This is a genomic window from Vibrio sp. 10N.261.55.A7, from assembly GCF_002877365.1.
Lineage (GTDB): Bacteria > Pseudomonadota > Gammaproteobacteria > Enterobacterales > Vibrionaceae > Vibrio.
This window is the reverse complement of the sequence record NZ_MCWZ01000305.1, coordinates 14012-38189: the sequence shown is the minus strand read 5'-3', so window position 1 is coordinate 38189 and position 24178 is coordinate 14012. Positions and strand designations below refer to the sequence as shown.

23 protein-coding genes are annotated in these 24178 nt (G+C 44.6%); 6 read left to right on the top strand and 17 right to left on the bottom strand.

Annotation, left to right across the window (positions count from 1 at the left end; genetic code table 11):
- Window positions 1-37 precede the first annotated feature (37 nt).
- From phnK to phnF, 6 genes are all read right to left on the bottom strand, one after another.
- The gene (gene phnK / locus BCU12_RS18200; RefSeq protein WP_206748381.1) at window positions 38-850 is read right to left on the bottom strand and encodes a phosphonate C-P lyase system protein PhnK; all 813 of its coding nucleotides are present in this window, start codon (window positions 848-850) and stop codon (window positions 38-40) included.
- A complete protein-coding gene (locus tag BCU12_RS18195) occupies window positions 847-1851 on the bottom strand; it encodes an alpha-D-ribose 1-methylphosphonate 5-phosphate C-P-lyase PhnJ (protein ID WP_277871287.1) in 1005 nt (334 codons plus the stop codon). Before BCU12_RS18195 ends, phnK begins: the two co-directional genes overlap by 4 nt.
- Window positions 1848-3023: a carbon-phosphorus lyase complex subunit PhnI gene (locus BCU12_RS18190; protein ID WP_102405664.1), complete on the bottom strand. Its 1176-nt coding sequence runs from the start codon at window positions 3021-3023 to the stop codon at window positions 1848-1850. The genes BCU12_RS18195 and BCU12_RS18190 overlap by 4 nt, the downstream gene beginning before the upstream one ends.
- Window positions 3008-3628, bottom strand: a complete 621-nt coding sequence (phnH, locus tag BCU12_RS18185; RefSeq protein ID WP_102405663.1) for a phosphonate C-P lyase system protein PhnH — start codon at window positions 3626-3628, stop codon at window positions 3008-3010. The genes BCU12_RS18190 and phnH overlap by 16 nt, the downstream gene beginning before the upstream one ends.
- A 109-nt stretch (window positions 3629-3737) precedes the next feature.
- Complete coding sequence (gene phnG, locus BCU12_RS18180; protein ID WP_102405662.1) at window positions 3738-4196, bottom strand: phosphonate C-P lyase system protein PhnG; 459 nt, start codon at window positions 4194-4196, stop codon at window positions 3738-3740.
- The gene (gene phnF, locus BCU12_RS18175; protein ID WP_102405661.1) at window positions 4197-4892 is read right to left on the bottom strand and encodes a phosphonate metabolism transcriptional regulator PhnF; all 696 of its coding nucleotides are present in this window, start codon (window positions 4890-4892) and stop codon (window positions 4197-4199) included.
- Between the two features lie 537 nt (window positions 4893-5429).
- Here phnF and BCU12_RS18165 point away from each other — a divergent pair.
- Complete coding sequence (locus tag BCU12_RS18165; RefSeq protein WP_102405659.1) at window positions 5430-5723, top strand: hypothetical protein; 294 nt, start codon at window positions 5430-5432, stop codon at window positions 5721-5723.
- Between the two features lie 263 nt (window positions 5724-5986).
- Here BCU12_RS18165 and BCU12_RS18160 read toward each other — a convergent pair whose 3' ends face one another.
- Complete coding sequence (locus tag BCU12_RS18160) at window positions 5987-7081, bottom strand: hypothetical protein (RefSeq protein WP_102405658.1); 1095 nt, start codon at window positions 7079-7081, stop codon at window positions 5987-5989.
- A gap of 257 nt (window positions 7082-7338) precedes the next feature.
- On the opposite strand from BCU12_RS18160, the gene BCU12_RS18155 reads away from it, so the two are divergent.
- Window positions 7339-7557: a hypothetical protein gene (locus tag BCU12_RS18155; protein WP_102405673.1), complete on the top strand. Its 219-nt coding sequence runs from the start codon at window positions 7339-7341 to the stop codon at window positions 7555-7557.
- Window positions 7558-7780: 223 nt separating this feature from the next.
- Here the strand turns inward: BCU12_RS18155 and BCU12_RS18150 are convergent, their stop codons facing one another.
- From BCU12_RS18150 to wecB, 4 genes are read right to left on the bottom strand one after another with little or no spacing between them, the layout of a single operon-like run.
- The gene (locus tag BCU12_RS18150) at window positions 7781-8698 is read right to left on the bottom strand and encodes a DUF4434 domain-containing protein (protein WP_102405657.1); all 918 of its coding nucleotides are present in this window, start codon (window positions 8696-8698) and stop codon (window positions 7781-7783) included.
- Window positions 8620-11664, bottom strand: a complete 3045-nt coding sequence (locus tag BCU12_RS18145) for a hypothetical protein (protein WP_157939888.1) — start codon at window positions 11662-11664, stop codon at window positions 8620-8622. Before BCU12_RS18145 ends, BCU12_RS18150 begins: the two co-directional genes overlap by 79 nt.
- Before the next feature lie 14 nt (window positions 11665-11678).
- Window positions 11679-13877, bottom strand: coding sequence for a glycosyl transferase family protein (locus tag BCU12_RS18140; RefSeq protein ID WP_102405655.1), 2199 nt, complete (start codon window positions 13875-13877; stop codon window positions 11679-11681).
- The gene (gene wecB, locus BCU12_RS18135) at window positions 13864-14973 is read right to left on the bottom strand and encodes a UDP-N-acetylglucosamine 2-epimerase (non-hydrolyzing) (RefSeq protein ID WP_241909872.1); all 1110 of its coding nucleotides are present in this window, start codon (window positions 14971-14973) and stop codon (window positions 13864-13866) included. The genes BCU12_RS18140 and wecB overlap by 14 nt, the downstream gene beginning before the upstream one ends.
- A gap of 568 nt (window positions 14974-15541) precedes the next feature.
- On the opposite strand from wecB, the gene BCU12_RS18130 reads away from it, so the two are divergent.
- Window positions 15542-16096: a nucleotidyltransferase family protein gene (locus BCU12_RS18130; protein WP_102405653.1), complete on the top strand. Its 555-nt coding sequence runs from the start codon at window positions 15542-15544 to the stop codon at window positions 16094-16096.
- Here the strand turns inward: BCU12_RS18130 and BCU12_RS18125 are convergent.
- Window positions 16077-16580 carry a DUF2938 domain-containing protein gene (locus BCU12_RS18125; RefSeq protein ID WP_102405652.1) on the bottom strand — a complete coding sequence of 168 codons (504 nt, stop codon included), beginning with the start codon at window positions 16578-16580 and terminating at the stop codon, window positions 16077-16079. The two genes, BCU12_RS18130 and BCU12_RS18125, sit on opposite strands and share 20 nt — an antisense overlap.
- Window positions 16581-16628: 48 nt before the next feature.
- Here BCU12_RS18125 and BCU12_RS18120 point away from each other — a divergent pair, with 48 nt between their 5' ends.
- Window positions 16629-17060 carry a helix-turn-helix domain-containing protein gene (locus BCU12_RS18120; RefSeq protein ID WP_241909871.1) on the top strand — a complete coding sequence of 144 codons (432 nt, stop codon included), beginning with the start codon at window positions 16629-16631 and terminating at the stop codon, window positions 17058-17060.
- A gap of 158 nt (window positions 17061-17218) precedes the next feature.
- Here the strand turns inward: BCU12_RS18120 and BCU12_RS18115 are convergent, their stop codons facing one another.
- The 3 genes from BCU12_RS18115 to BCU12_RS18105 all read right to left on the bottom strand — a co-directional run bounded on the left by BCU12_RS18115 (window position 17219) and on the right by BCU12_RS18105 (window position 19105).
- Entirely contained in the window at window positions 17219-17509 is a 291-nt protein-coding gene (locus BCU12_RS18115; protein WP_102405651.1) for an antibiotic biosynthesis monooxygenase, read from the bottom strand.
- Between the two features lie 105 nt (window positions 17510-17614).
- Entirely contained in the window at window positions 17615-18496 is an 882-nt protein-coding gene (locus tag BCU12_RS18110; protein ID WP_102405650.1) for an AraC family transcriptional regulator, read from the bottom strand.
- A gap of 147 nt (window positions 18497-18643) precedes the next feature.
- Window positions 18644-19105: a MarR family winged helix-turn-helix transcriptional regulator gene (locus BCU12_RS18105; protein ID WP_102405649.1), complete on the bottom strand. Its 462-nt coding sequence runs from the start codon at window positions 19103-19105 to the stop codon at window positions 18644-18646.
- Between the two features lie 120 nt (window positions 19106-19225).
- Between BCU12_RS18105 and BCU12_RS18100 the strand changes: the two genes are divergently transcribed.
- Window positions 19226-20392 (top strand): twin-arginine translocation pathway signal protein, encoded by a 1167-nt coding sequence (locus BCU12_RS18100; protein WP_102405648.1) that lies wholly within the window; start codon window positions 19226-19228, stop codon window positions 20390-20392.
- 145 nt (window positions 20393-20537) lie between these two features.
- On the opposite strand, the gene BCU12_RS18095 is transcribed toward BCU12_RS18100, so the two are convergent.
- Both BCU12_RS18095 and BCU12_RS18090 read right to left on the bottom strand, forming a co-directional pair.
- Window positions 20538-21857, bottom strand: a complete 1320-nt coding sequence (locus BCU12_RS18095; protein WP_102405647.1) for a hypothetical protein — start codon at window positions 21855-21857, stop codon at window positions 20538-20540.
- A 297-nt stretch (window positions 21858-22154) separates the two neighbouring features.
- The gene (locus BCU12_RS18090) at window positions 22155-22862 is read right to left on the bottom strand and encodes a UTRA domain-containing protein (protein ID WP_102405646.1); all 708 of its coding nucleotides are present in this window, start codon (window positions 22860-22862) and stop codon (window positions 22155-22157) included.
- Between the two features lie 242 nt (window positions 22863-23104).
- Here BCU12_RS18090 and BCU12_RS18085 point away from each other — a divergent pair, with 242 nt between their 5' ends.
- On the top strand, window positions 23105-24169 hold the full coding sequence (locus tag BCU12_RS18085) for an ABC transporter substrate-binding protein (protein WP_102405645.1): 1065 nt from the start codon (window positions 23105-23107) through the stop codon (window positions 24167-24169).
- Window positions 24170-24178: the final 9 nt, after the last annotated feature.

Here is a 24178-nt window from a genome sequence, read left to right as displayed (position 1 = left end):
GTATTCATAGGTAACGAGCTATTCACTGTCATCGTCCTTAATTCTGTAGTACTGAAGAGACCAACAATTGCGTGTACGGGTGCTGCGGGTCATCCAACACTTGGTCGGTTAATCCACTTTCCACAACCTCACTGCGGCGCATCACCATCAAGCGATGCGCCAGTAAACGCGCTACCGCAAGATCATGGGTAACGATGACGACAGCAAGATCGAGTTCACTCACTAGACGACGCAACAGATCCAATAGCTTGGCCTGTACTGACACGTCCAAACCGCCTGTTGGTTCGTCCATAAAAATCAGCTTAGGGTGCGTCACTAGATTGCGGGCTATTTGCAAACGCTGCTGCATACCGCCCGAAAACGTGGTTGGCATGTCGTCCATACGGTCATTGGGAATTTCGACATCACCAAGCCATTTCGACGCTTTTTGGCGAATTTCGCCGTAGTTACGCTCACCAACGGCCATTAAACGCTCACCAATATTGCCACCAGCAGAGACTCGGCTACGCAATCCATCCATTGGATGTTGATGCACAACGCCCCACTCTGTTCTTAGTAATTGGCGGCGTTGGCTTTCTGCCATTTGGTAGAGATCTTCAAGCTGAGTCATTTGTGCGTTGCTATCGCCACGTAAATACAAAACTTCGCCACTGTCTGGCGTTTGACGACCTGACAATGAAGTGAGCAAGGTGCTCTTGCCTGAGCCCGATTCGCCCACAATTCCAAGTACTTCACCCGGATACAACTCGAAGGAGACGTTTTTGAAGCCTTTTCCTGGCGCATAAAGCTTAGTCAGGTTGTTCACGGTCAATAGTGGCTGATCTTGAATGTCTGTCATTGTTGCGCTCATGCCAATGTCTCCTGCTTCTCTTTGGTTCTTTGTTGTTCTTGTGTTTCTTGCAAAGCGCTGTCTGGGTTTACGTGCCCAGTGTTTACGTGCCCAGTGTTTACGCGGTCTGAGTTCACGTGGCCTAGCTTTTCGGCCAACTCTAATCGCTCTGAGCAGTGATCCGTGTCTGAACAAACAAACATATGCGTGCCTTGGTCATCCATCACCACTTCATCCAAGAAGGTGTCAGTCGAGCCACAAATTGAACACGGTTCGTCCCATTGTTGAATCTCGAAGGGGTGGTCATCAAAATCGAGGCTCTTTACTTTGGTGAACGGCGGAATCGCGTAGATACGCTTTTCTCGACCAGCACCAAACAGTTGCAGCGCAGGCATGTTGTCCATTTTCGGGTTGTCGAACTTAGGAATTGGCGACGGATCCATAATGTAGCGATCGTTGACGCATACTGGGTACGCGTACGCCGTGGCAATGTGGCCAAAGCGCGCAATGTCTTCGTACAACTTCACATGCATGATCCCGTACTCTTGCAGAGCATGCATTTTTCGCGTCTCTGTTTCTCTCGGTTCAATAAACCTAAGTGGCTCTGGGATTGGCACTTGATAAATCAGAATCTGATTTTCCGTTAAGGCCGCTTCAGGTATGCGGTGGCGCGTTTGAATCAAGCTCGCTTCAACGGTTTTCTCTGTGGTTTTTGCATCGGCAACCGACTTAAAAAATTCACGAATTGAAACGGCATTGGTGGTGTCGTCGGCGCCCTGATCAATCACTTTGAGTGTGTCTGGTTGGCCGATAATGGCTGCTGTGATTTGCACACCACCCGTGCCCCATCCGTATGGCATGGGCATTTCACGACCACCAAAAGGCACCTGATAGCCGGGAATCGAAACGGCTTTGAGCAAAGCACGGCGAATCATGCGCTTGGTCTGCTCGTCTAAATAGCCGTAGTTGTAGCCATCAACACCGACTGAATTCGAGGATTGGCTTAACGTTGAGTGATTCATGCCTGCTCTCCTTTCTCTGAAGTCAGCTCTAGAGCCAGTTCTGGAACCTGTTCAGAAACCTGCTCAGGAACCTGCTCGGTGTTCAGTTGTTCATGTTCTTTGTGCATTTTTCGTAGTAGATCCAGTTCGGCTTGGAAATCGACGTAGTGAGGCAACTTAAGGTGCGAGACAAAACCGGCCGCTTCTACGTTGTCGGAGTGAGAGAGGACAAACTCTTCATCTTGAGCAGGCCCGTCAATCGCTTCGTCGTATTCTGGCGCTTGCAAAGAGCGGTCAACCAACGCAACAGACATGGCTTTGCGTTCCGACGCGCCAAAGGTCAGCCCATAACCACGCGTGAGTTTTGCTTTCACTTCTTTGCTTCCAACAAAACCGTTGATCATTTGGCATTCTGTTAATTCAATCTCGCCGATATCAATACTGAACCCTAGCTCTTCCGGTTCTATCGAAAGGTCAACGAAACCGATCCGTATTTCACCCGCAAATGGGTGATTACGGCCATAGCCACGCTGAGTGGAGTAGCCAAGCGCAAGCAGGAACCCTTCGTCACCACGCACAAGGTTTTGCAGCCTTGCACTGCGATCGCACGGGTAGTTCACTGGTGACACGGTAATGTCTTCCGGCTCTTGGTGGTTGTCTTCTTCCGTAAGCATCAGGTCGATGTTTTCAAGAATGCTCAGTACCTGTGGACAGTGGTCAAGCTCTGCTTCATCAGGGTTCATCTCGTCAAGGTTAAGACCCGAGTTCGTCGTTGGCATTTCACCCTCTGCCAAGAGAGCAAAATCAAGCAGTCGATGCGTATAGTCATACGTAGGACCAAGTACCTGCCCACCTGGCAGCTCTTTGTATGTCGCCGAAATACGGCGTTCAATCCGCATGTTGGACGTTTCTACAGGATTGGCGGTGATCAGTCTTGGCAATGTGGTGCGATACGCGCGAAGCAAGAAGATCGCTTCCACCAAATCACCCGCAGCTTGCTTGATTGAAAGTGCCGCAAGTTCTTTGTCATAAATACCGCCTTCGGTCATCACTCTGTCGACCGAACCAGAAAGCTGCTCACTGATTTGAGCGACACTGAGTTCTGGTAAATCGCGATTTCCACGTCGTTTTTGAGCTTGAAGCTGATGCGCCTGACGAATGGCTTTTTCACCACCTTTTACAGCAACGTACATACTGGAACCTCGACTTTGGTTGTTCTTGGTAGACACATGACCTGTTGGTCAGCGACAAAAATGACATCAATACCCAAAGGGAACGCCATCTGATCCTGACGGTGCATCAAGAACGTAATCAACGCGTTTGGCGCACCGTTCAAATACGCGGTTTTGTGCGATTCAATGCCTGGGCCTGATAGCTCAAGGGCCGCACCACCCGCTAGGCTATCTAATTCGATGATGACGGTGGTGGATGAATCTGGGTACTCTTCGTTACCCGTATTAAAAGGCAATGAACACCAATCTTGACTGTCTAAATCTTGAAGTGAAAATGCAGCAAAACTCGCTTGCTCAAGCGACTCGACGATTGGGACGCTCACATGAAACTTAATGTTTTCACTGATGGCGCGATCTTGAAGAAAGGATGGCGATAACCAAATAGGCGTCACGTTATCAGACATTGAAAGCAGCGTTTGTGCGGACGCGCTCATCATGCTGCCAAAGCCATCACATCGATCTAACGTGACGATAGTGCCGGGCTCAGACATCGCTTTTAGCAGCAGGCGAAAACACTGCTGACTGTCGTGGACTGCATCTTGAAATGCAGGAGAAATCATACTCATTGAATTCTTTCTAACCTGTTCATTATATGGGGTTTCGGCCAATAAAATGCGAATCAACGCCACTGACCATTACCAAGTTAACGCCGTATAAAACGCCGTACTCAGGTATTCAGTCTTCGCCGCGAACCAGCGTAAAAAAGTCCACTTTGCTGGACGCCACTTCTTTGGCTCGCATACTTTCGCTCTCTTGCTTGAGCGCCGCCAACGGATCAATAAGCTGCTCTTGCAAAGCCTGCTGATGTGTTGGTGTCTGCATTAAGGCATCAATCACAGCCGCCACTTCGGCGTGTTGCTTATTGCGACCCTGAAGATAGCTATAACCCAACTCACCCGTGCTCAGCTTGACAACAGCTCGTGTGATGGTCGTATCACCAATGTTAAATTGACGACCGGTTGATCCCATTCTTGCACGCACTTGAGCCAAGCCTATTTCAGGCTGACGCACCATGGCGTACTCAGGGTTAAGCGAAAGGCTTTCCCAGCGAGTCATCAACTCTGCGTGCTGGCTTTTTGCAAGTACTGACATCCAGTTTTGTCGCTTCTTTTGTCGCTCAGTTACCGCGGTCATTTAATGCTCCATTACTATTTCGGTTACGTCGGCACGAGCATTTGAGCAAGAATACTCCGCAATGATCTCTGTACCTTTAATGACGTTTTGCGTTTTCACTTTAAGTAGTGGCGTACTGGCACTAATTTGCAGTAATCGACACTCTTCATTTGATGGGATTTTCGCCCCGACTTTTGTTTGCTTACGCTCTAACTCGACGCCCACACCACGTTTAATAAACTGATGCAGAGAGCCTGTTTTGAAATTCTTGAGTACCGGCCACCAAGTGAGGTCGGGCAGGTAGTGATCAATAATGGTTCTTGGCGTGTCGTTGGTCTTACGAAAAGTGCGGATATGTATGACTTTGCACCCTTCATCTATCTGTAAACATCCCGCTATTTTCGGAGACACGGCAATCAGGCGAGACTGAAGCATTTCACAGCGCGGCATTTCACCGAGTTCCACCAAGTTCTTGGTAAAGTGCGCCCCTGAATGAACGCGATACTCACTTGGCTGGCGAACTACCATGCTGCCTTTGCCTTGGTGTCGTTGCACTAGCCCACCGTTGACCAATTCATCGATGGCTCGGCGCACCGTATGTCGATTGACATCAAACCGTTTAGACAGCGTGGACTCAGACGGTAAATACTCACCGGCGGTTAAGGTGTCCTTTACTTCTTGTTCAAGCTCTGTCGCTATATCAAGGTATACCGGCATGGGAATCTCACTCTATTGGTGTCACGACTTATCTAGACAAGTTCGTCTAAATGGAGATCAAATCGGAGTGCTAAGCGCCCTTTTTGATGCCCCTTCGTGGTTTAGAGATACTTTGACGCTTGAATGTGAACGTTTGGTGTCGAAATGCTTACAAAACAAAGATAAGCCGGGTGGATAGGTAGCTTGTCTAGACAAGATTAAGTCACTGTTTTCATGGAATAAAACCAAGAAACCAGGCAGCCGAAGCCACCACTCATATAGGTAAAGTATTCACAGTATTGAGACGTCAACATTGCCTGAATAGCTTTGAAGGTGATCAAACAGCTCATCCTCGCTCGCCCCAAATTTCAATAACAGCTTTCAATAACAACTTTCATTAACGACTTTCGATAAAAAGGGGAATAGTAGAGGGGCAATAGAAATGGGGACAATCGAATGGTCATAACAGAATGGAGAATGGAGTGAGCGGAATGGAAGGTACAGAGTAAAGAGTAGCGACTAAGCTTTACTATCAGTCAGTAGCATAGAGTGTACGATATGGGTTACGAAGAGGATTATTTTAAAGCGCCAGAAGGACTACCAGAGAGAGAAATACGCGCCCTGTTTTCTGAACTCAGCAACCATGTTCTTTGGCAAGAGCAATCGACAAAAAGGGATCGAGAAGTTATTGAGATACTAAAGAATGTATTGAGCTTTCCGCGCTATCAAGTCGCGCCCCCCCACATCAAAAAAGTACTTGAAACCGACTACCAAAACACTTGTCTCTGGTGGGAAGAAGAGTACCGCTTTACAGAAGCTTGGCCACATATTGCACCCTTGCTTGATGGTTAATAACAGGCGCTATTAACCTTACTTCTAGCATCGAATTAGAACGAATCACCCATATTAGAGTCAATCAATCCTATTGAGCATTGCCATGAAATCAGTACACCTCATTTCGATTTAACGCTCGCTTAATTCTTACGATCATTGTCATTCAACAAGGGCTCTCTACCGACAGCCCTTGTTTACGCTTCCAACATTAATGCTTTGCCCTAGTAACGCTTAGCTCGTCGTATCTTACCTTGGCAGCCAAGGTCTTAAAGCAAGGTTTTCTACGCCAACTGATAGCGTTCTGCCGTTTGTTTAAGCTCTTGGTATTTCTTTATCAACTCGCCTTGCGACAGGTCTTCATCACCAAAGAAAAAGCTGTTGCTACTGGTCAGCATGTCAAAATCCGCTTCCAACCTTTGCAGAATAAAATCGGCCTTTCTCAGTGTATATTGCGAACACGATTGACCGTGCACATCGTCTAATAAATCCAAAATATTGGAACGAAATGCCTCAGTAAGATAAAGCTTTTTCAGCCCGTCATTCGACTCCAACGCTGTTTCCCACTGAGCAATGATCTCTTTATGCCAGGTTAAGACCGCCTCTACTGCGCCTTGCTCTTTCAGTGTGTTTATCTTTGTTTGGTAGGCATTCAACGCACAGATTTTTTCTAAACGATACAGTTCAAACTGTTGCTGCTCAGTCAGATTCAATGCGTTCTTTAGCAAGTAATCAAAAAAGAAGCGCGTTTCAAAGCGTTCAATACCATGAAAAAGCGGTGTATCGGTGCCATTACTGTTGAAGTGTTTTAGCGGATTAAACGCGTACATGTAACCAAAATCAAACAGACGTATTTGATTGTCCTGATTAAGTAAGATGTTCCCTGGGCAGAAGTCCCATTCAAATAGCCCACTCAGTTCGAGATTCACTATCGCGTCAAATATCTGTTCGAACAGGTCTTTATTCAGCTTTTCTATTGGGCCACCAGCAATCCAAGGAGAGAGCATGATGCCGTCTCTATACGAAGCGAAGTGAGTGTCCACTATCGACTTAAAACCGGTTCGATTATTAGACTTCAACTTCGTGGTATCGCGTCGACGTTGAACCTCATTGAGAAAAGACGTTTCCCCATCCACATTCTTGACTAAGCTCTCTGCACGCTGGCGTTTCAGCGTCCAATCTTTGCCTTCTATTCGAATATGGAAGACAACCGCGGTCAAGCCAGAATCGTAGGCTTTGACAACATAAGGCGACTCTTTGGTTGTTGATTTCAATTGCTCAAGAGACAACGGAAAGTCATCAAGGCTGCCAATTGTTATATTTTCGCCACTGGCGAGAAAAGCGAGTTGTTTGGATTGTCGTTGCTGCTCTAAGTTCACAAGTTAAGCCTCGTTTATCATTGAGCCACTCAATATATAGACAGCAAATTCATACATACCGTGACGTGAATCTGCTTTTTATAAAGTGAATCGGCAATCTATAACATTCGACTCAGGTTCAAATGAAATACATTTCATACCGTTTACTCTCAAATACCACCATTCACTCCCTCACAGAGCAATTTATCTCAATATTGAGACTGCCCAATTCAGCGCTTGTAGTATGAATTCTAATGAAACCGAAAAGAGGACTCACTATGAACGGACAACAGCTACGACTCACCCTACGATGGATACACATTATTGGCGCTCTATTGGTTGGCGCCTCTCTGTACTCGCCACTAAAAGACAACGCCCTTTTCATGGCAACCACACTCTATTTCTTGGTGCCTTTGGTGGCCATGACCGGTGTCGCTATGTGGAAACAGGGGAAACTGACTAAGCTGTTTAAGCGCCGACAACCGCTGGCTCAGTAACTAAGCCAGTAGTAAAAACCAATACTTCAAATCAAGAACCCGTCTTTCTCTTAACCATTTCTGCCTCGATATACAAAAAAGCCTCGCTACTATTAGCGAGGCTGTATTGGTTGCATTATCGAGTTTTACTTAACGCCGTTTGGCATTAGATCACCTGCGAAGAACTTAGGAAATGAATAACAGAATTGAAAACATGACCTCAATTTTATTTCGAAGGAAATCCTTAATCGAGCAGTGCTAACGGGTTGTTCGGTATAGGCAAGTAACGCAAAGAAAACAATATTTTTTCATTACATCTATCATCCAAGCGTAGCTTCAAGAGTCCATCCTTATCGATAGGTTTAGCAATAAAAGGGTTTTGACCTGTTTGTATAAAAGCCTCCTTAATCACCCCAATATTGCAGCCAAACTCATTGTTGTAGTCTGCCCAATGATCGTCATTTATTAGCTGAGTTCCTCTTCCATCTTGAACATAAACTTCAATACCTTGGGAGCGAATGCTCTTAAGCCATTTTGCTGTGTCTTCGGAGCTCAGCTGACCCGAAAGATAGACACTAATCATCAACCTTTCAGTATACGTATCAGTGATACCACTCAATAGTGCGTTCAGTTGTTCTCTTTTTTCGGTTGTATCAAAGTCGTAATCACTTATCTCGAATGGCAAATATATACCTTTAACGTTGGTACTGTGTCGTTCAATCCAATGACCCCAGGCTTTGTAACTCGTATGGGCATTTTTCAAGTATTCCTCTAAGTACTCTTTCTGGTTTTCTCTCGAGGTATGTATACGCCGAAAATAATCTGGGTCGGAATATAGCCCTAGCCAGATATCGACGCCTTCATTCATAAATAGTTCTATATTTTTTGCCAACCAGCCACTGGAGCCACCGAACTCTTCAGTTCCATACTGGTTCCATTGAACCACTAACGTATCAAAGCCTTTCGCAGTAAATTCTTGGGCCAACTGGTGCCATTGCTGACCGGTAACTTGCAAATCTCGATTAAGAGGCTGATACATAACTGCCGTAGCCTGCTTCGTGTTCTTTTGTATAAAAATTGAACCTAAAAGTAAGCAGCAAAGCGCAAAAGAAAGGCATCCCCATTTCCATTGTAATTGGTGTTGTCGATGATGTGCTGCCATTCAATACCTATTTCACTATATACTGATAAACCATCATACTGGTCTTCATTCCATTCCCATCCCCAAGCTACACCTAGCCCTAATCGGGAATCTTCATATTTAGTTTTATTCTCCTGGCTATTTCCCCATTGAGAAAAACCGTAGCTAATAAGCCGCTGACGATGCTCATCATACATCTTAAACACTCGGCCTAAATCATAACGAGCGTAGAGTGAGTAATCATCATCTTCATCGATATAGTAGATGCCATCTACATAGAGTTTATGATAAAGCCAGCTATCTGCATCTCGCTTCCATGCGGGTGTCCAATCATCATTAGAAAAAACGTCGGCGCTCAATCTTAAATAAGGTTTAGTCTCATTGTTATCAGAATTCAGCCCTTGCTTAACACCAAATTTAAGAAAGTAGCTCCAGTTTTCTAGAGGCTGAAATTGTGCCCCAACATCTATTTCATCGGAAGACCAACTTTCTATATCAGAGTCATACTGACCACTATGGAGACCAGCAATGCTTATAGCAAGTCCCGGCACTGCGGGTTGGTCAAAATAGTATTTAGCTTCTTCGTATAAAAAGAAGTCTCCAGTACGAGCAGAATATCCCGGAGCGAGCGCCCCCTGGCTTTTACCGATCCACCCCGCCACAGTGAATTTCCACCCAAGTGAGAGATCTCGATGAGATGTCTGCATGTAATTGATATCGTCACTAGACATGTCTACATGATCAATCGCGTGACGGTATATATCGCGTGATTGGGCTATGTTTCCATTCTTATCTGCCACATATGCCCACTGAGCAATTAAAGCGGTATCTGAATCATAAGGAGGCCAAGCCACCGCTTTTTCAAATAGCTTCTCTGATTTATGGGGAAGAATATCAGACGTCAAATAACCAAGTTCCGCACTCATGTTTCCTTTGTCATCGACTTCTAATACATAATCACTCAGTTCTGATAGCGCATGAATATTGTCAGTCGCTATATAGCGTGTCGCGAGTTTTCTGACAAACACCGATGAATACGTTTCTTTTAACGCCGTAATAGTACGAGTTTTAGAAAGTTCCTGATCCCCTAAACTGTCCGCTAACTCAATCCCTAAGCGCCACCACTCTGGTTCTGATGAGATTGCGAACTTACTCCACTTGTCATTTGCGGTTTGATATAAAGACATTTCTCGAAGTGTATCAACGTACCGAAACTTTTCGTATGCCGTTAAGCTACTCTCTTCTACAAGCTCCCAATAATTTTTGGCACTCAGAAAATCTCCACCTTCATATGACCACTGAGCCATGACAAGAAAGTCATTATTCTCTCGGGTTGTCATAGAGGACAAGTACTTGCGAACCGCTAACAAGGGTTCCGTTTTACCAAGACAGTATGCTTCTGACTTGCCTAAAAAAGGTGATATACGAGGCTCCGAACTCTTTAAACAATGCTCACACTGCCCTTGAACCAACCAAATTTTCGGATCAATTATTGTGCTTTCTAAATTAAAGCTAGCGAGAAGAGCAATATCTGATAATGAAAACAATGTCACATCTTTGAAAGCCAATGAATAAGCACGAGTTAAGAAGGCTTTATCATTTGCGGCATCACTAGGCTGCAGAGCAAGTGCCAGATGGTAAGCTTTGGCTTCAGTCGCAAAATCTCCCGCTAAAGCCGAATTATACGCTGCTGAATCTACGTACTGAAGGTTCTGCTTATTCCGATATAAATTCAACCAAACTTGCGTTGCTAGCTCGTACCGCCCTAATTCACTATAAGCATTTGCGAGTGCCTTTTGATCATCTTCATATTGACTATTTTCATGCAGTTCTATTATTGATACCCAATCAGATTCGCGTATATAGTGATCGGTAAGAACACGTTTCCGCTTTTTTTCTAAACCATTTCTCTTGAATTGATAACTGGCAAGTGTTTGGTAATCAGCAACTTGCTGACCTACGTTTATCCATGCTTCTGGACTATTTAGTGGGTCGCACTGATTGAACAATGCCTTTGCCTCGTCTCGACTCCCTTGATTATGTTGAGCTATAACATTCTGAAGACACTGACTAAATACGACACCTTGAGTTCGAACCATTCTTAGTTGTTCTTTATTCAAAGAGTTAATGTAAGCTAATTGCTTCTTCTCTGATGACGTCAGTTTCGTCGTTTCCCTTAACTTGAGAAGTTGTATTTTGGCCTGCTCTAGCTGCTTCTTATCCACTAAAATACTGCTATAAGATCTTAAATAGTGCACTTCAAGCTCTTTCGAGTTAGAGCTCATCACTACCTGTTCAGCTTTTTCGACATTGCCTAATTTAACCAATGACGTGATTAAATATCGCTTGTCGGTTTCAGACGATACACCCAATGCGTCAATCTTTTCGATAAGAGGTATGACTTTTTGGAATTGCTTTTGATCAAACCATTCATACGCTTCGTAACGAAAAACCTGCGAAGTCTTGTCACGTGAAGACTGAGAGTCACTCCACTTAAGTGCAACTTCAGGGCCATGTTTTTTTTCTATGGCGTATAAATGCCTAACAAACCATTCTTTTGTATCACCTCCAGTCATACCTTCTGACAAGGTTCTAAATTCATGCGGCAATAAGAGCTCAGCTCGCTCAGATCGAGTCGTTCGTAAGTTTAGAAGCAACTCACTTCGCTCTTGCTCCGGAAGCTGTACAACGAAATCTTCAAGTTCAGAGTCATGTATGCCCGCTTTTACACCCAATTGGTAGGCATAGCGCATAAAAGGGGAATGCTCAGGTGCTAAATCGCGAGCCTTTTGAATTTCTTCTAAAGCCTCTCTATAGTTAGATTCAGCCTCATATCGATACGCCTTATCAACATAAGGGAACGCTCGAAAACGCGTTGTGTCGGACATTCCACTAAAAATGTCACTGCTCGTATCAGCAGCAGATACAGACGAACAGAACACAATCAAAGTTAAAAACAACACTCTTTTTAACACACTAGTCTTCATCACTTTCAACCTACTCATACTGCACCGACATGTTCATCAACCAACGTACCAATATCGCGTTGAAAACTACGCTGAAGCGTAAGCGCGGTTTCAATGTCATTTTGTTCAAGGTATTCGTTTTCAGTCAGAAACCTTCCCAAACTTACTCCTTCAACACCTTCAAAAGCGAGAATCGCTTGGTTGAGAACCGCGGCTTCAATCAATCGAGAAGATAATAAACATGCGCCTAATTGGCACTGCGTGGCAAAAAATGAATCCAGTAACTGCGCTTTCTCAGCAATACTTATTCTGCCATCAGAAACGGCTGCATTTAATGTTGTATGAGGATTGATAGCCTTATCACTTAAGTACCAATACCGTAGACCAAGTGTCACCGCTCCATTGGTAGTCACAGCCCATTTAACTTTCATACCCAACCTACGCCTAATCGCTGAAAGAGCCACTGGACTTAATGCTGACTCTTTTCCGAGGACTAACGTGTCTCCTTCCATTTGAATTGGAAGAATGGAGTACTTCAGTGCGATCTTTTTCGGCACAATTTTAATAAGTTCATGTGGGAGGGAGAACGGATCTACTTCAATAAACTTAGCGTCACATTGTTGAGCCATTGCTGCACTGAGTTCTTTGTTTGTGATGTAGCGTTGACTAACCAAATACATACCAATCATTACGTTCATTGGTTTATCCAATATGGCCTGGTTTAAGTCCGCTTCACTTAAGTTTCCATTGTTCACAAGAATTTGCCCCAAAGGAACCTTACGTGATTCTACAGAGATGCTTGGGAAGTCATGCGTGGTTTTATCCCACGCAACCCGTCTAGGATCGCCTTGTTCAATCACCTGTCGAATCGCTCGAACATTCGCTGAAAAGTTAATCACGTTTCCCCATACGAGACGAAGGATCGATAGACAACCTTCTATATAACCGTAGTATCGACTGACAAAATAAAAACGCTGAAAAGTTCTATTCAGTAAGAGAAAAGCATTCAGTGACAAGATGAATTGAGTGAGCTTGTCATTTGCTGTTAGAGACATAAAATTGTATGCCCCTTCAACGAAGTATCCATAGATACTTAACGACACGAGCTGAAACAATAAAATCATTGCTAGAAAGCCGGCGGTATTGCTGATAACGCCTCTGCGATCTCTCCACAAAAAGTAATTTACTCGCCAGTCACTTGTCCATTTGTGGTTCTTGAACCCCTGAAAAACAATGCCAATGATCCATCGGCTTTTTTGCCTAACTGCTGTTGAGTACGTTGTAGGAAAGTATTCTCTTACGCACACGACACTGCCGTCTCGTAAAGACACGCCTCTTGCGTCTTCTTTTAGCGTCAACAACTCCTTATCAACGATCGGGAATCGTACAAATATTTCGTTCATGCCCCACTGTTTGAGGCGAAAGCCAATGTCGTAATCCTCAGTAAGTGATTGCACATCAAAAGGAAGACCATCACCCTCAACCAAAAGCCGTAAGATAGCTCTTCGACTAAAGCAGGTTCCAACCCCAGCGCTAGGTACTTGACCTGCGATTGCTTCTCTTACAACGACATCTTTACCGTGCAGTTCAGCAAACTCATCGGCGTAATGTCCTGGCGTCATTTGATACCACTTGCGCGTATAAGGATAAACAGGTAACTGAATGAGGTCTTTTGAAGGAAGAAGGTGATTAAATAGACGCAGTTCCATAGAAGAGAGAACGTCTTCGGAATCGTGTAAAATGAACCCTGAAAACTCGACCTTTGCTTTCTTTTCAAACTCAATAATTGAAGCAATGATGTTATTCAAACAGTCCGCTTTACTCGTTGGCCCCGGTTTCGCGCATACGACTTTGTGAACATTAGGAAATCGAACGCATACTTTATCTACGTCACTCTGAGTTTCTGCATCGTTTGGATAAGTTCCAACAAATATTTGGTAATTCTCGTAGTCCAACTGCGATGCAGCCAATTCAGCCATCTTGTCTATAACGCCATGTTCTTGCCAGGCAGGTACCATGATCGCAAGTGGCTGCTCATCTTTAACGTAAAGCTCTTTTGCTTCTTTTCGAGAGTACTTTTTGTAGGTGACTTTTTCTCTCCAAAAGCGCCGAACCCAATAGTAGACATCGATAAATAGGTCATCGATACCACACACGGCCATAACAATCATAAGAACGGCAAGCAGCGCTTTTACACCGAGTAAGTACAGTGTGAAAACATCAAGAAAGTTCATTGCAAGCCTTAACGATTGTTTCTGCGATTTGGACGGCCGCTGTACCATCTCCGAATGGGTTTTTACATTCTTTAAATTGGCCGAGTTCAAGCATTTTCAGCGCATGCTCTACTATCTTGTCTTTGTTATCGCCACCACATAGTGACGAATAACCTTGCTCAATCGCTTCTGGTCTTTCAGTTGTCTCTCGAAGTACTAGAACAGGAGTTCCAAATGTTGGGGCTTCTTCTTGAATACCACCAGAATCTGTCATGACTAAAACAGATTCAGACAAAGCCCTCTGTAAAGAGAAATAATCCAAAGGCTCGGTCAGTGTAATTCTATCTGCGCCTTCTAGATGCCTACCGACTTTCATTTTTAATTCTGGATTAGGGTGTACAGCAAAGACAAATTCTAGATCTGTCCTTATTTTCGATAAGGCAATCACAGCGTCACATATTACGGGGATATTTTCCCAATTCTCACGACGGTGTGCGGTGACGAGTACTTTATTTTTTCTGGTCGAATTGATCTTACCTTGCTCTAGTAACAAATATTGCGCGTCTATCGCTGTGTTACCTGTCATAAAAACGGTGTTCAGAGGTACATTTTCACTCAACAGTGCTTGTAGAGATTTGTCAGTCGGTGCGAAGTGCAGGTTTGCAACCTTAGCGACTAGAAGCCTATTTGACTCTTCGGGGAAGGGGTGTGCCAAATCTCCGCTTCGCAAGCCGGCTTCTACATGTGCAATAACTGGGACTCTATTATAAAAAGCAGCAAGTGCCCCGGCCAAGGTTGTCGATGTATCACCGTGAACCAGCACGGAATCAAATTCATTGCTCTCTAGGAGCTGGCTAATATTACTTATCAGGCCAGATACAAGATCTGAGACAGAGTTGCCAGAAGGTCTGATTAAAATGAAGTCAGGCTCAATATCAAAAGCTTCAAATGTCTGCTCGGCTAGTGATGTATGCTGACCAGTGTGGCACCAAGATACTGAAATATTGTTTCTTTTTAATGCGTAGTAGACGGGAGCCATTTTGATGATTTCAGGTCGGGTTCCAGTCACAATTAGAGCTTTGGGTTGTTTCTCATTCAGCATACTTGTATTAACCATTTTCCACTATTTAAGCTTGAAACATTAATGGCAAATTTGGCCCACCATTAATTTGGAGGCGAGAGGTTACCATACCGACAAGTAAACGGAAGCGAGATCACAGTTTTCAATTTTAAAGGTATAACTTAAATTTTGAGGCTATCTTGCATATGTAGTCGTTATCTAATACACAAAGCACGCAAGACAATAATATATATTCACCCTATCTATATTATTATTTGTAACTTTTAAGTTGTAATTCTATGTTTCAAGTTGTTAACACTTTTGCATATAAGGGTTAGTGCTACTCAATTGATGTTAATTTCCACATATCCTCAAAATAACTTTACCGGATATGAAGTGAACGAGTGTTTAGATAGCTATCTGTTATTGATGTCCCAAGCTAGCGCTCTGCAACACGTTCTATTACCCTCCCCTCTCCCCCAAAAAAAGAACATACAATGCTAAATTGGCAAATCGCATTACTCGTTTCTGTCCAGAACTTGTTTATCGAACCTCAATAACTCAATATCCTTTGACTGTTCTAGTCTCCCCTCAAAATTATCATCTAAAAGAGCAACGTTAACGTATGAAGAAAATAGTTGATCTAATTAAGAACGATCCCTTCAGAGAGAATGCGCTCGACTGTGTTGCTCAACTGTCACTTCCTCAGTGCTATATAGCCGCAGGCTTTGTGAGAAACCTTGTGTGGGATCACCTACACAATAAAGCAACGCCCAGTTCGCTCTCTGACATCGATGTGATCTATTTTGATGCCAATGAATCTGAGGCAGACGCATGCCTTGCCTACGAGCAATCTTTAACGCAAATGATGCCAAACGTTCGTTGGCAAGTGCGGAACCAGGCACTCATGCATACACGCAATGGTGACAAACCTTACACCAGCACCTTGGATGCCATGAGCTACTGGCCAGAGAAAGAGACCGCCGTCGCGGTCAGAAAAGTGAGAGACGATCAATATGAATGTCTCTCAGCGTTTGGATTTGAGTCTTTGTTTAGCTTGCAGCTGTCTTATAACCCCAAACGGAGTCTGAGTGACTTTAATCATCGTGTTCAATCGAAAAACTGGCTGACACGTTGGCCCAAATTGACTGTTTGTCCGGTTACATCACAACATTCATAGCATCATTCATAACAACCGCTGAAGCGTACAAACCGACCCCATAACTGCAGTGTGCCAGCAAACTCAACCCCCTCGCCTTCCATGGTGTTGGCGTTTTACTCGCGGCCACGCCGAAACCAAGGCAAGGCTGAATGATGAGAAATGGACAAACAATAGTCACTACGCCGGTGATTAATGCGGGAAGAAGGCTTGGGCTACTTAGCCATGACGGTCCAAACACGAAAACATGCATCAAAGCGAAAACTATTCCGATCCAATAATGTAGGATCCAACCTAATGGCTTTTCTCCTCGAACTGGCGGCGTCAACATAATGGGTTTATGCACCCATCGCCCGCTTGGCATGAGTAAAACCCAACGTGCCACCAACGCGTAATTCATCGATGGAATGCCCAGTACTCGTTTTTGTAACAGTGCCCATGCGTCCATGATGATCGTCGCACCCACCCCGATGAGTATTGCCTGTAACCAAATAGTCGTTTCCATACTGAACTCCAAATTGTGTTCATTCTTATGTTTGTGCCATTGGAAAATATGGTACAACTTGAAGTCGACTTTAAGTCAATGGGAATGTATATGGATATTGCAGAAGTATCAGGTGAGTCAGGGCTGGCCCCTTCCACACTGAGGTATTATGAAAAGCTTGGATTGATTCAATCTATTGGCAGAAAGGGACTACGACGGCAATACAGCCCAAAGGTTCTCAACAAGTTGAACATCATTTCACTGGGTCGCGTGGCGGGCCTTTCATTGAGTGAAATCGCAACCATGTTTGACGATTCTGATGAACTCGCCATCGACAGAGCCTTGTTAGCGCAAAAAGCGTCCGACATTGATCGGCAAATTAAGCGATTGGAAGCCGTGCGAGACAGCATGAACCATGTTGCAACCTGTCCTAAGGTTTCACATATCGATTGTCCTTCTTTTCAAAAGCTGATGACATCGGCAAAACGATACTTGGCTTAAACATCTGACGTTTGTAAAGCGGGTTTTATAAAACAAGGGCATTTCTTGGTTATGAAATGCCCGCTCGTCTCGCTTTATTGGGTTCTTTAATTAGGAGCCACGCGAACCGCCAAATAACGGCGTTCGAGATCACCAAACCTAGCGTTATTTTGCATAAGCTAAATGTCCACTTGTTCGAAGTACTTAATGCTCGGTGGCGTCTCTAAAAAGCGACTCAGCTTTTCAAGCACGCCGTTCTCAGAAATACACTGTATATAGTGCTGATGACTTTCTATCGATGTCCACTCTTCATCCAAAAGCATTTCATCATTGTGTTGATCATAAAACACCGTGACTCGCCTATTTCCCTTAAAACCTCGTACATTCGGTAGGTTTAACTCAAGGAAGGGATGCAAATTTTCAAATTGACCAGACTGGATTTGGCAATTAAGGGTAACTCGAACACTCATAGTAAACTCCTGATTATTAAGGGTCACAATCAGGTTAACTGCGTATCTAAACGGGAACTACTTTGAAAATGTCAAAACTGCCGTATTTCGGTCATCTGGCTCTTTTTATCTGGCCCTTTTTATCTGGCTCGGCGTTTTTCCATACTTCATTTTAAATACCCGAATGAAATTAGACACGTTTTCATAGCCTACCTCGAAGGCGGCGTCAGTGACCGATATTGCCCCTTCTTCTAAAAGCGCGTTCGCATGCACTAGTCGCTTTTCTCTCAACCATTTTTGAGGCGTTACCGCGTATAAGCTCTTAAAATCTCGATTAAAACTCGACAGGCTTCTTCCTGATAGGTGCGCTAAATCACTGACAGTAAGGTGTAGAATGTCCTCTGATTCCAGTAAGCGCTGAAGATTTCGCTTACTCGACAAGACCTTATTGGAAAGTAGAGAATGAATGATACTTCGGTCTCCAATCGACACCATCAGATGCAATAGTTCTTGAAGCTTGATATCAAGATAGCCCGAGTCACTAATATCGAGTTGAACGGTATTAAAAAAAGCGCCTAACCGGTTGTCTTTATCGTTCAATAGACAAGAACCACTGACGTCGCCCGATGCGATCTTTTCGTTTTTGAGTTTTGTTAGGTACTCAACAATCACCTGTTCATCAAAAAACACCAAATACGCTTTTAGCGAGTCGGTGCTTTTGACAAAGTCAGAATGCAGATTCAACCCTTGGGCAAGGAAAAGAGCCGAACCAGGGTGAAGCTCGGTGGTGTCGTTTTCGCTATTCGTTAACGTCTCGTAACCACTTTCAATGTAGATTAAGCAAGGCGTATTGGTATAGAACTCAATGTTGGTTAAGTCTTGCTCAAGATGTTTCTTAAAAATCACCGCGTCACCACGATGCAGCAGAACACGAACATCTTGCATTGCAAACAAGGCTTGCGGCAACACGAGTATGTTGGATTGTGTATGCTCGTAGATCGTCTTCATTGTGTAAACCTGCCCATTTCAGTGAGTGTTGAAATATTCGCGCCAATACAGCTGACTGACCTTATCTGCCATCTGAACCAATAATGCCGATAACCTATAGAGCCTCGATCACCTCAATAACCTTGATAACCGTTCATAACCGAAGGCTCAATTCGCGAAGTCGTCACGGTTCTCATCAAGCCAACGCATTAACTTTTCCATGTTGCCTTGCAGTTGCATCAGCTCGTCATCTTGCCAGTTTGAAAAGACATGCGATACATCGGGCATCAGCGCCGACATGATGTCTTTCGTTACCGTTTGACCTTGGGTCGTGATTTTTAGGTAGCGGCGGCGCTTGTCTTGACTGTCTGATATCGACTCCAGCAAATTCTTGTCGAGCAAAACAGAGATAATCTTAGTGATCCCTGGCTGATTCATTTCCATCACATCCGCAAGTTCGGTCACTGTCCAGCTTCGATCAGGGTTGTGCGTAAAGTGATTCAGCACGCCAAACTGAGACGAATTCAACGGCAGTTTTGAAAAAAGTTTCGCCTCTCGAGTGGCCATTAATTGTCTTACGATTCCTAACTGAACAATCAACTTTGCCTCGGTTAGTCTTCTATCGACCATCGTACTTTCCTTTCAAAAAATCTGAGTGCAAAAAATAAACACTTGAAATAACATTCCCTGGAATATAATATACATTCCAAGGAATCAAAAGTGATTTATATTCAAACTAAGGAGATCATCATGGACCGTCGTCAATTTATAAAAGTCATTGGATTAGGTGTTGGAGCGGCAACGTTAAGCAGCGCAGTGGTGAGTTACAACGGAACATCAGCCCCGAGCGATAATTTTGGCTGGAACGGCCCTGATGCTTCTCTGCAAGACATTCGAATGAAGGTACTCTCTTACGCCATCCTTGCACCCAATGCCCACAACATTCAGCCTTGGTTAGTGAAAATGACAGGAGCCAACCGTTTTGATCTCTACGTTGACCCACAACGTTTGCTGCCTGAAACGGATCCTATTTACCGACAAATCCACATCAGCCAAGGCACATTTTTAGAAACCTTGTCCATCGCAGCCTCTGGTCTGGGGTATGAGGCTAGAATGAGCTACTTCCCACACGGTATGTACCAAAATGATGAACTTCAGGACAAACCGGTTGCGTCGGTTGAATTGATTAAGCTCGACACACCGAATCTCGACCCTCTATTTGGTCACCTATTAAGCCGACGCTCAAACAAGCGTAATTATGGGAACACGTCTTTGTCGCAACAAGAAATCGAGTCTCTCAGCGGCTACATGACGCAGCATGGGCAATATCCGTTGACCATTACTCAAACAAAAGAGTCAAAAGCAAAGTTCGAAACGGTGTTGACTGATGCGATGCAGATCGAAGTCAATGACCATAAGCGCAGCCATGAAACGATTGCTATGTTTCGGTTTGATCAAGAAGAACTCAATCAGCACAGGGACGGATTTGGTGTTGCTCAGGCAGGCACAACGGGGCTTAAAAAGATCATGGCTGAAAACTTTTTCTTATCACGAGAAAAAACGGAACAAGATTCGACGTCCTTTGATCAACAATCCGTCACGATGGTGCAAACGGCCGTCGCTTCTACGGAAGCTTTCGGTTGGATCAGCACTCAAGGGAACAGTCGATTAGACCAAGTGATTGTCGGCCGTGATTACTGCCGATTGAATCTAAAAACGGCGGCGATGGGCTTGGCTCAGCACCCAATGAGTCAAGTATTGCAAGAGTATTCCGACATGCTTCCCCTTCAGGCGTCGTTTAAGAAAGCATTTGGAATTAAAGAGAGTGATACGGTTCAGATGCTGTTTAGATTGGGCAAAGCCGACAGCACACCACATGGCCCAAGACGGTTAGTGTCTGACTTACTTAAAGCGTAATCATGAGGCGAATAACAGAACCAACATTCCCAGTGATTGACCTATGCTAGCAGGATAGCCTCACCTCAAAGAGCAACGCGACAAAAAAACCGCTTATGGTCTTTTTGCCGCGTTTGCCATGAGAATGACTTGGAATCAACCCGCGCTACTCACGTTTGAATGTTAAGGTCTCTTCACTACCAGACTCTACAATTCGAAGCGATAAGAGATCGCCCGACACCGTTGCAAAGACTTGATTATTCGCATTGCCAACAAAATCAGACAGGCCAGTGTCACCATTTAGATCCGTTTTCGATGCGTCATCAAACGATACGGTCATCTCATTGGTTTGGGCATTGATTGAGTATTTACCCCACTCAACTCCGTTGTTCTCATTCGGGTTTGTCGCTGTACTTAGGTCGGTATCCACTTCGGTATGAACATACGTGCCGTCAGATAGGAAGGTAAACATCAACAATTCATTTTCATTCGTTCCCGAGATTGACCATGTTCCTACAATGCCGTTATCAACGAGCTTGGTGAAGACCAACGTATCTGTCGTAGTTACGGACCCACTCACGTACTCCTTGATGGTAAAGGTGAGCGTTTGATCATTATTACTAAAGCCAAACGTAATTGTCGCACCATCCGTTGAACTTGCGGTAGCCGACGTAATCACGTCCGTTAAACCCGTATCGCCATTTTCATCAAAATAGGTTGTTGCGCTGAAAAACTCGCCAATAGTGTTGACCTCATAGGTCCCCCACTCCATGCCATTGACCTCATTGGGGTTCTGCGCATTTTGTAGATCCGTATCGATCTCAGCGTGAACATAGGTCCCATCCGCAAAGAACGTAAACATGAGAAGCTCATTTTCATTCGTGCCTGAGACCAACCAAGTGCCCACGAACTTCCCAAACGTAATACCCGCGGTTTGAAGGGTCGACTCGAAGTGGGATAACGCAGACGCTTCACTCACCAGCGCACTTGGCGCGCTGTCTTGTCCGCCTGACGCGATGACACCCAGTACGGTCGAATTGCTTTCAAAAACCGATTTCGACACATCAAAATCAATATCCACGGTGGCGGCATCTTTCGCATCATTGGAGATCGTTATCCCATTACTTGGGTCGCCATCAGTATCAAGCGTTTGCAAGAAGCGGATGATATTGATGACCTGGTCATCTTCGGTGTCATTGCTGTTTGCAATATCAAGCGGAGTCACGACTCCAGAAGCGAGAACAGGAGGAAAAGTGATAGAGCCTATTGAGAAGGTGACGGTTTCTCCTGCTTCGTACAAATAATTACCATTGGCATCGGTCACACCAGATAAGGTTTCTGTCGCGTAGTTGATGTTGGCAACGGCAGCATCAATAAACTGCCCAGTTTGCGCGGTAGCCGAAGTAGAGGAAGAACTGCCATTACACCCAGCCAGTATAATTGCTCCACTTAGAGCAACTAACGTTTTAAGTTTATAGTTATTCATTGAACGGTCTCTAGGTTGATTTTAACCCAAAAAGCGTAGTTCACTCTTACACGAGTTCAACATTTGAGATCGTATGTGCAAAAGTGCAATGAAGTGATGTGCATTCAAAAAAATTACGTTCATTTTCATTCAGTTGCAGTTGAACGTTATCGGATTTTTACAACGACCTTCTTATAAAAACTCCACCCACAACAAAAATAAACACTATAAATCAACTAGTTACACTCACACCAAATAAACATAACTATCACTAAAACATATCAAATATGAGATCTCCATCACCATCAATACCTATCTTTACGACGATTGGCTATCAATACAGATCATCACACAGTCAGGACGCCAGTACTCCAATTCGCAGTCCATCACTTGTCCATCTTGCTTGTAATTCACGCGGCTGATTTTGAGCACGGGCTGACCCTCAGCAAGATTCAGTGCTTTAGCCACGTGGCTAGGCGCGGCAGTGGGAATAACATCAAAGCGAGACCGCTTGGTTTCATAACCATACTTTTTGCTGTAAAGCGCCGTCAAAGATTGGCTTAGGTTCTCGTCTAGAATTTTGGGGAATAATTCCGCGATCAAACAGTTTTCGACATAAAGCACCACTCTCCCGTCGATATACCTCAATCGCTCGAACACATGAACAGGTGTGATCTTATCGATCAGCAACGCTTGTGAATATTCCCCATTCGCCAGTTCACTTCTCACGTTCAATACGTGCGTTTCCGCCATTCTATCTTGGTCTTGGATCATGCGATGGAAGTGAACGCGAGATAACGGGTTGTAACGGATACGCTCTGAAGACACAAACCAACCTCGACGTTCTTCTCTATAGATTAATCCTTCCGTTTCTAGCGAGGTGAGTGCGTCTTTAATCGTAATTCGGGTCGTTGAAAACAAATCACTCAATTCTCGCTCTGATGGCAGCTTTTGTCCTGGCAATAAAATCTTGCTCTCGACTTGCTGCTTAATGCTGCTCTTTATCTTAAATAGCTGCGTTTTCAATTCTAATCCTGCTGATCTAGTCCATAAGTTCTATGTGGATACGTTAAGGCAACGGCATAACACTTTGATGACAACAGCGGCCTAATCAATAAGTCACACCTGTACTCAAGAACCACTGGCCTCTTGACATAAAACCGTCATTAAAGCGCCACAAAAGCGTCTTTTTAAGAGACCTAATTTGTAACATTCGCGCCATAGTATAAAAAGCGAACTTACTGACCTAGTCCAGAAGGATAGCGACAATGAACACAAGGTTTACTACGGCTACAATTGCAGCCGCTTTAACAACATCCGTTCTTTGCACCCCTGTTTTCGCAAAAGACGCAGACATGAAACAGCTTATTGAAGCGGCTAAGAAAGAAGGCGCTGTCTACAGCGTTGGTATGCCGGATAGTTGGGCAAACTGGAAAGACACTTGGGCTGACATCAAGACCAGTTACGGCCTAAAGCACCAAGATACTGACATGAGTTCCGCGCAAGAAATCGCTAAGTTTGATGCTGAGCGTAAAAACGCGACAGCCGATATTGGCGATGTTGGTTTTGCTTTCGCTCGTGTCGCGGTTAAAAAGGGCGTGACTCAGCCATACAAACCAAGTACTTGGAACGACATTCCAGACTGGGCCAAAGATAAAGAAGGCCACTGGGCACTCGCGTACACTGGCACCATCTCTTTTATCTCGAACAACAATCTTGTTAAGAACGCCCCGACTTCTTGGGATGACATCCTAAAAGGCGACTACAAAGTCACCGTGGGCGATGTGGGCGTTGCGGCTCAAGCAAACAATGCGGTTCTCGCGGCAGCCTTTGCGAACGGTGGCAATGAAAAAGATCTCAACCCTGCGATCGAGTACTTTGCCAAGCTGGCTAAACAAGGCCGTTTGTCGTTCACCAACCCGAGCATTGCGAACCTAGAAAAAGGCGAAGTTGAAGTGGCAATATTGTGGGACTTCAATGCGCTTAGCTACCGTGACCAAATCAACCGCGACCGCTTCACGGTGAACATTCCGCAAGACGGCTCTGTGATTTCAGGCTACACCACCATCATCAACAAATTCGCTAAAAACCCAAATGCGGCCAAGTTAGCGCGTGAGCATATCTTCAGTGACAAAGGTCAAATCAACTTAGCAGAAGGCTACGCTCGCCCAATTCGAACCTCGGTAACGCTACCAGAATCGATTCAAGCGAAGCTTATCGCGAACGACCAGTACGGTAATGTTCACCCTGTGAGCGACTTTACAGCGTGGGAAAAATCAGCACGAAAACTGCCTCGTCAGTGGCAAGAAAATGTCCTAATCCACCAGCAGTAAGAGGTGACT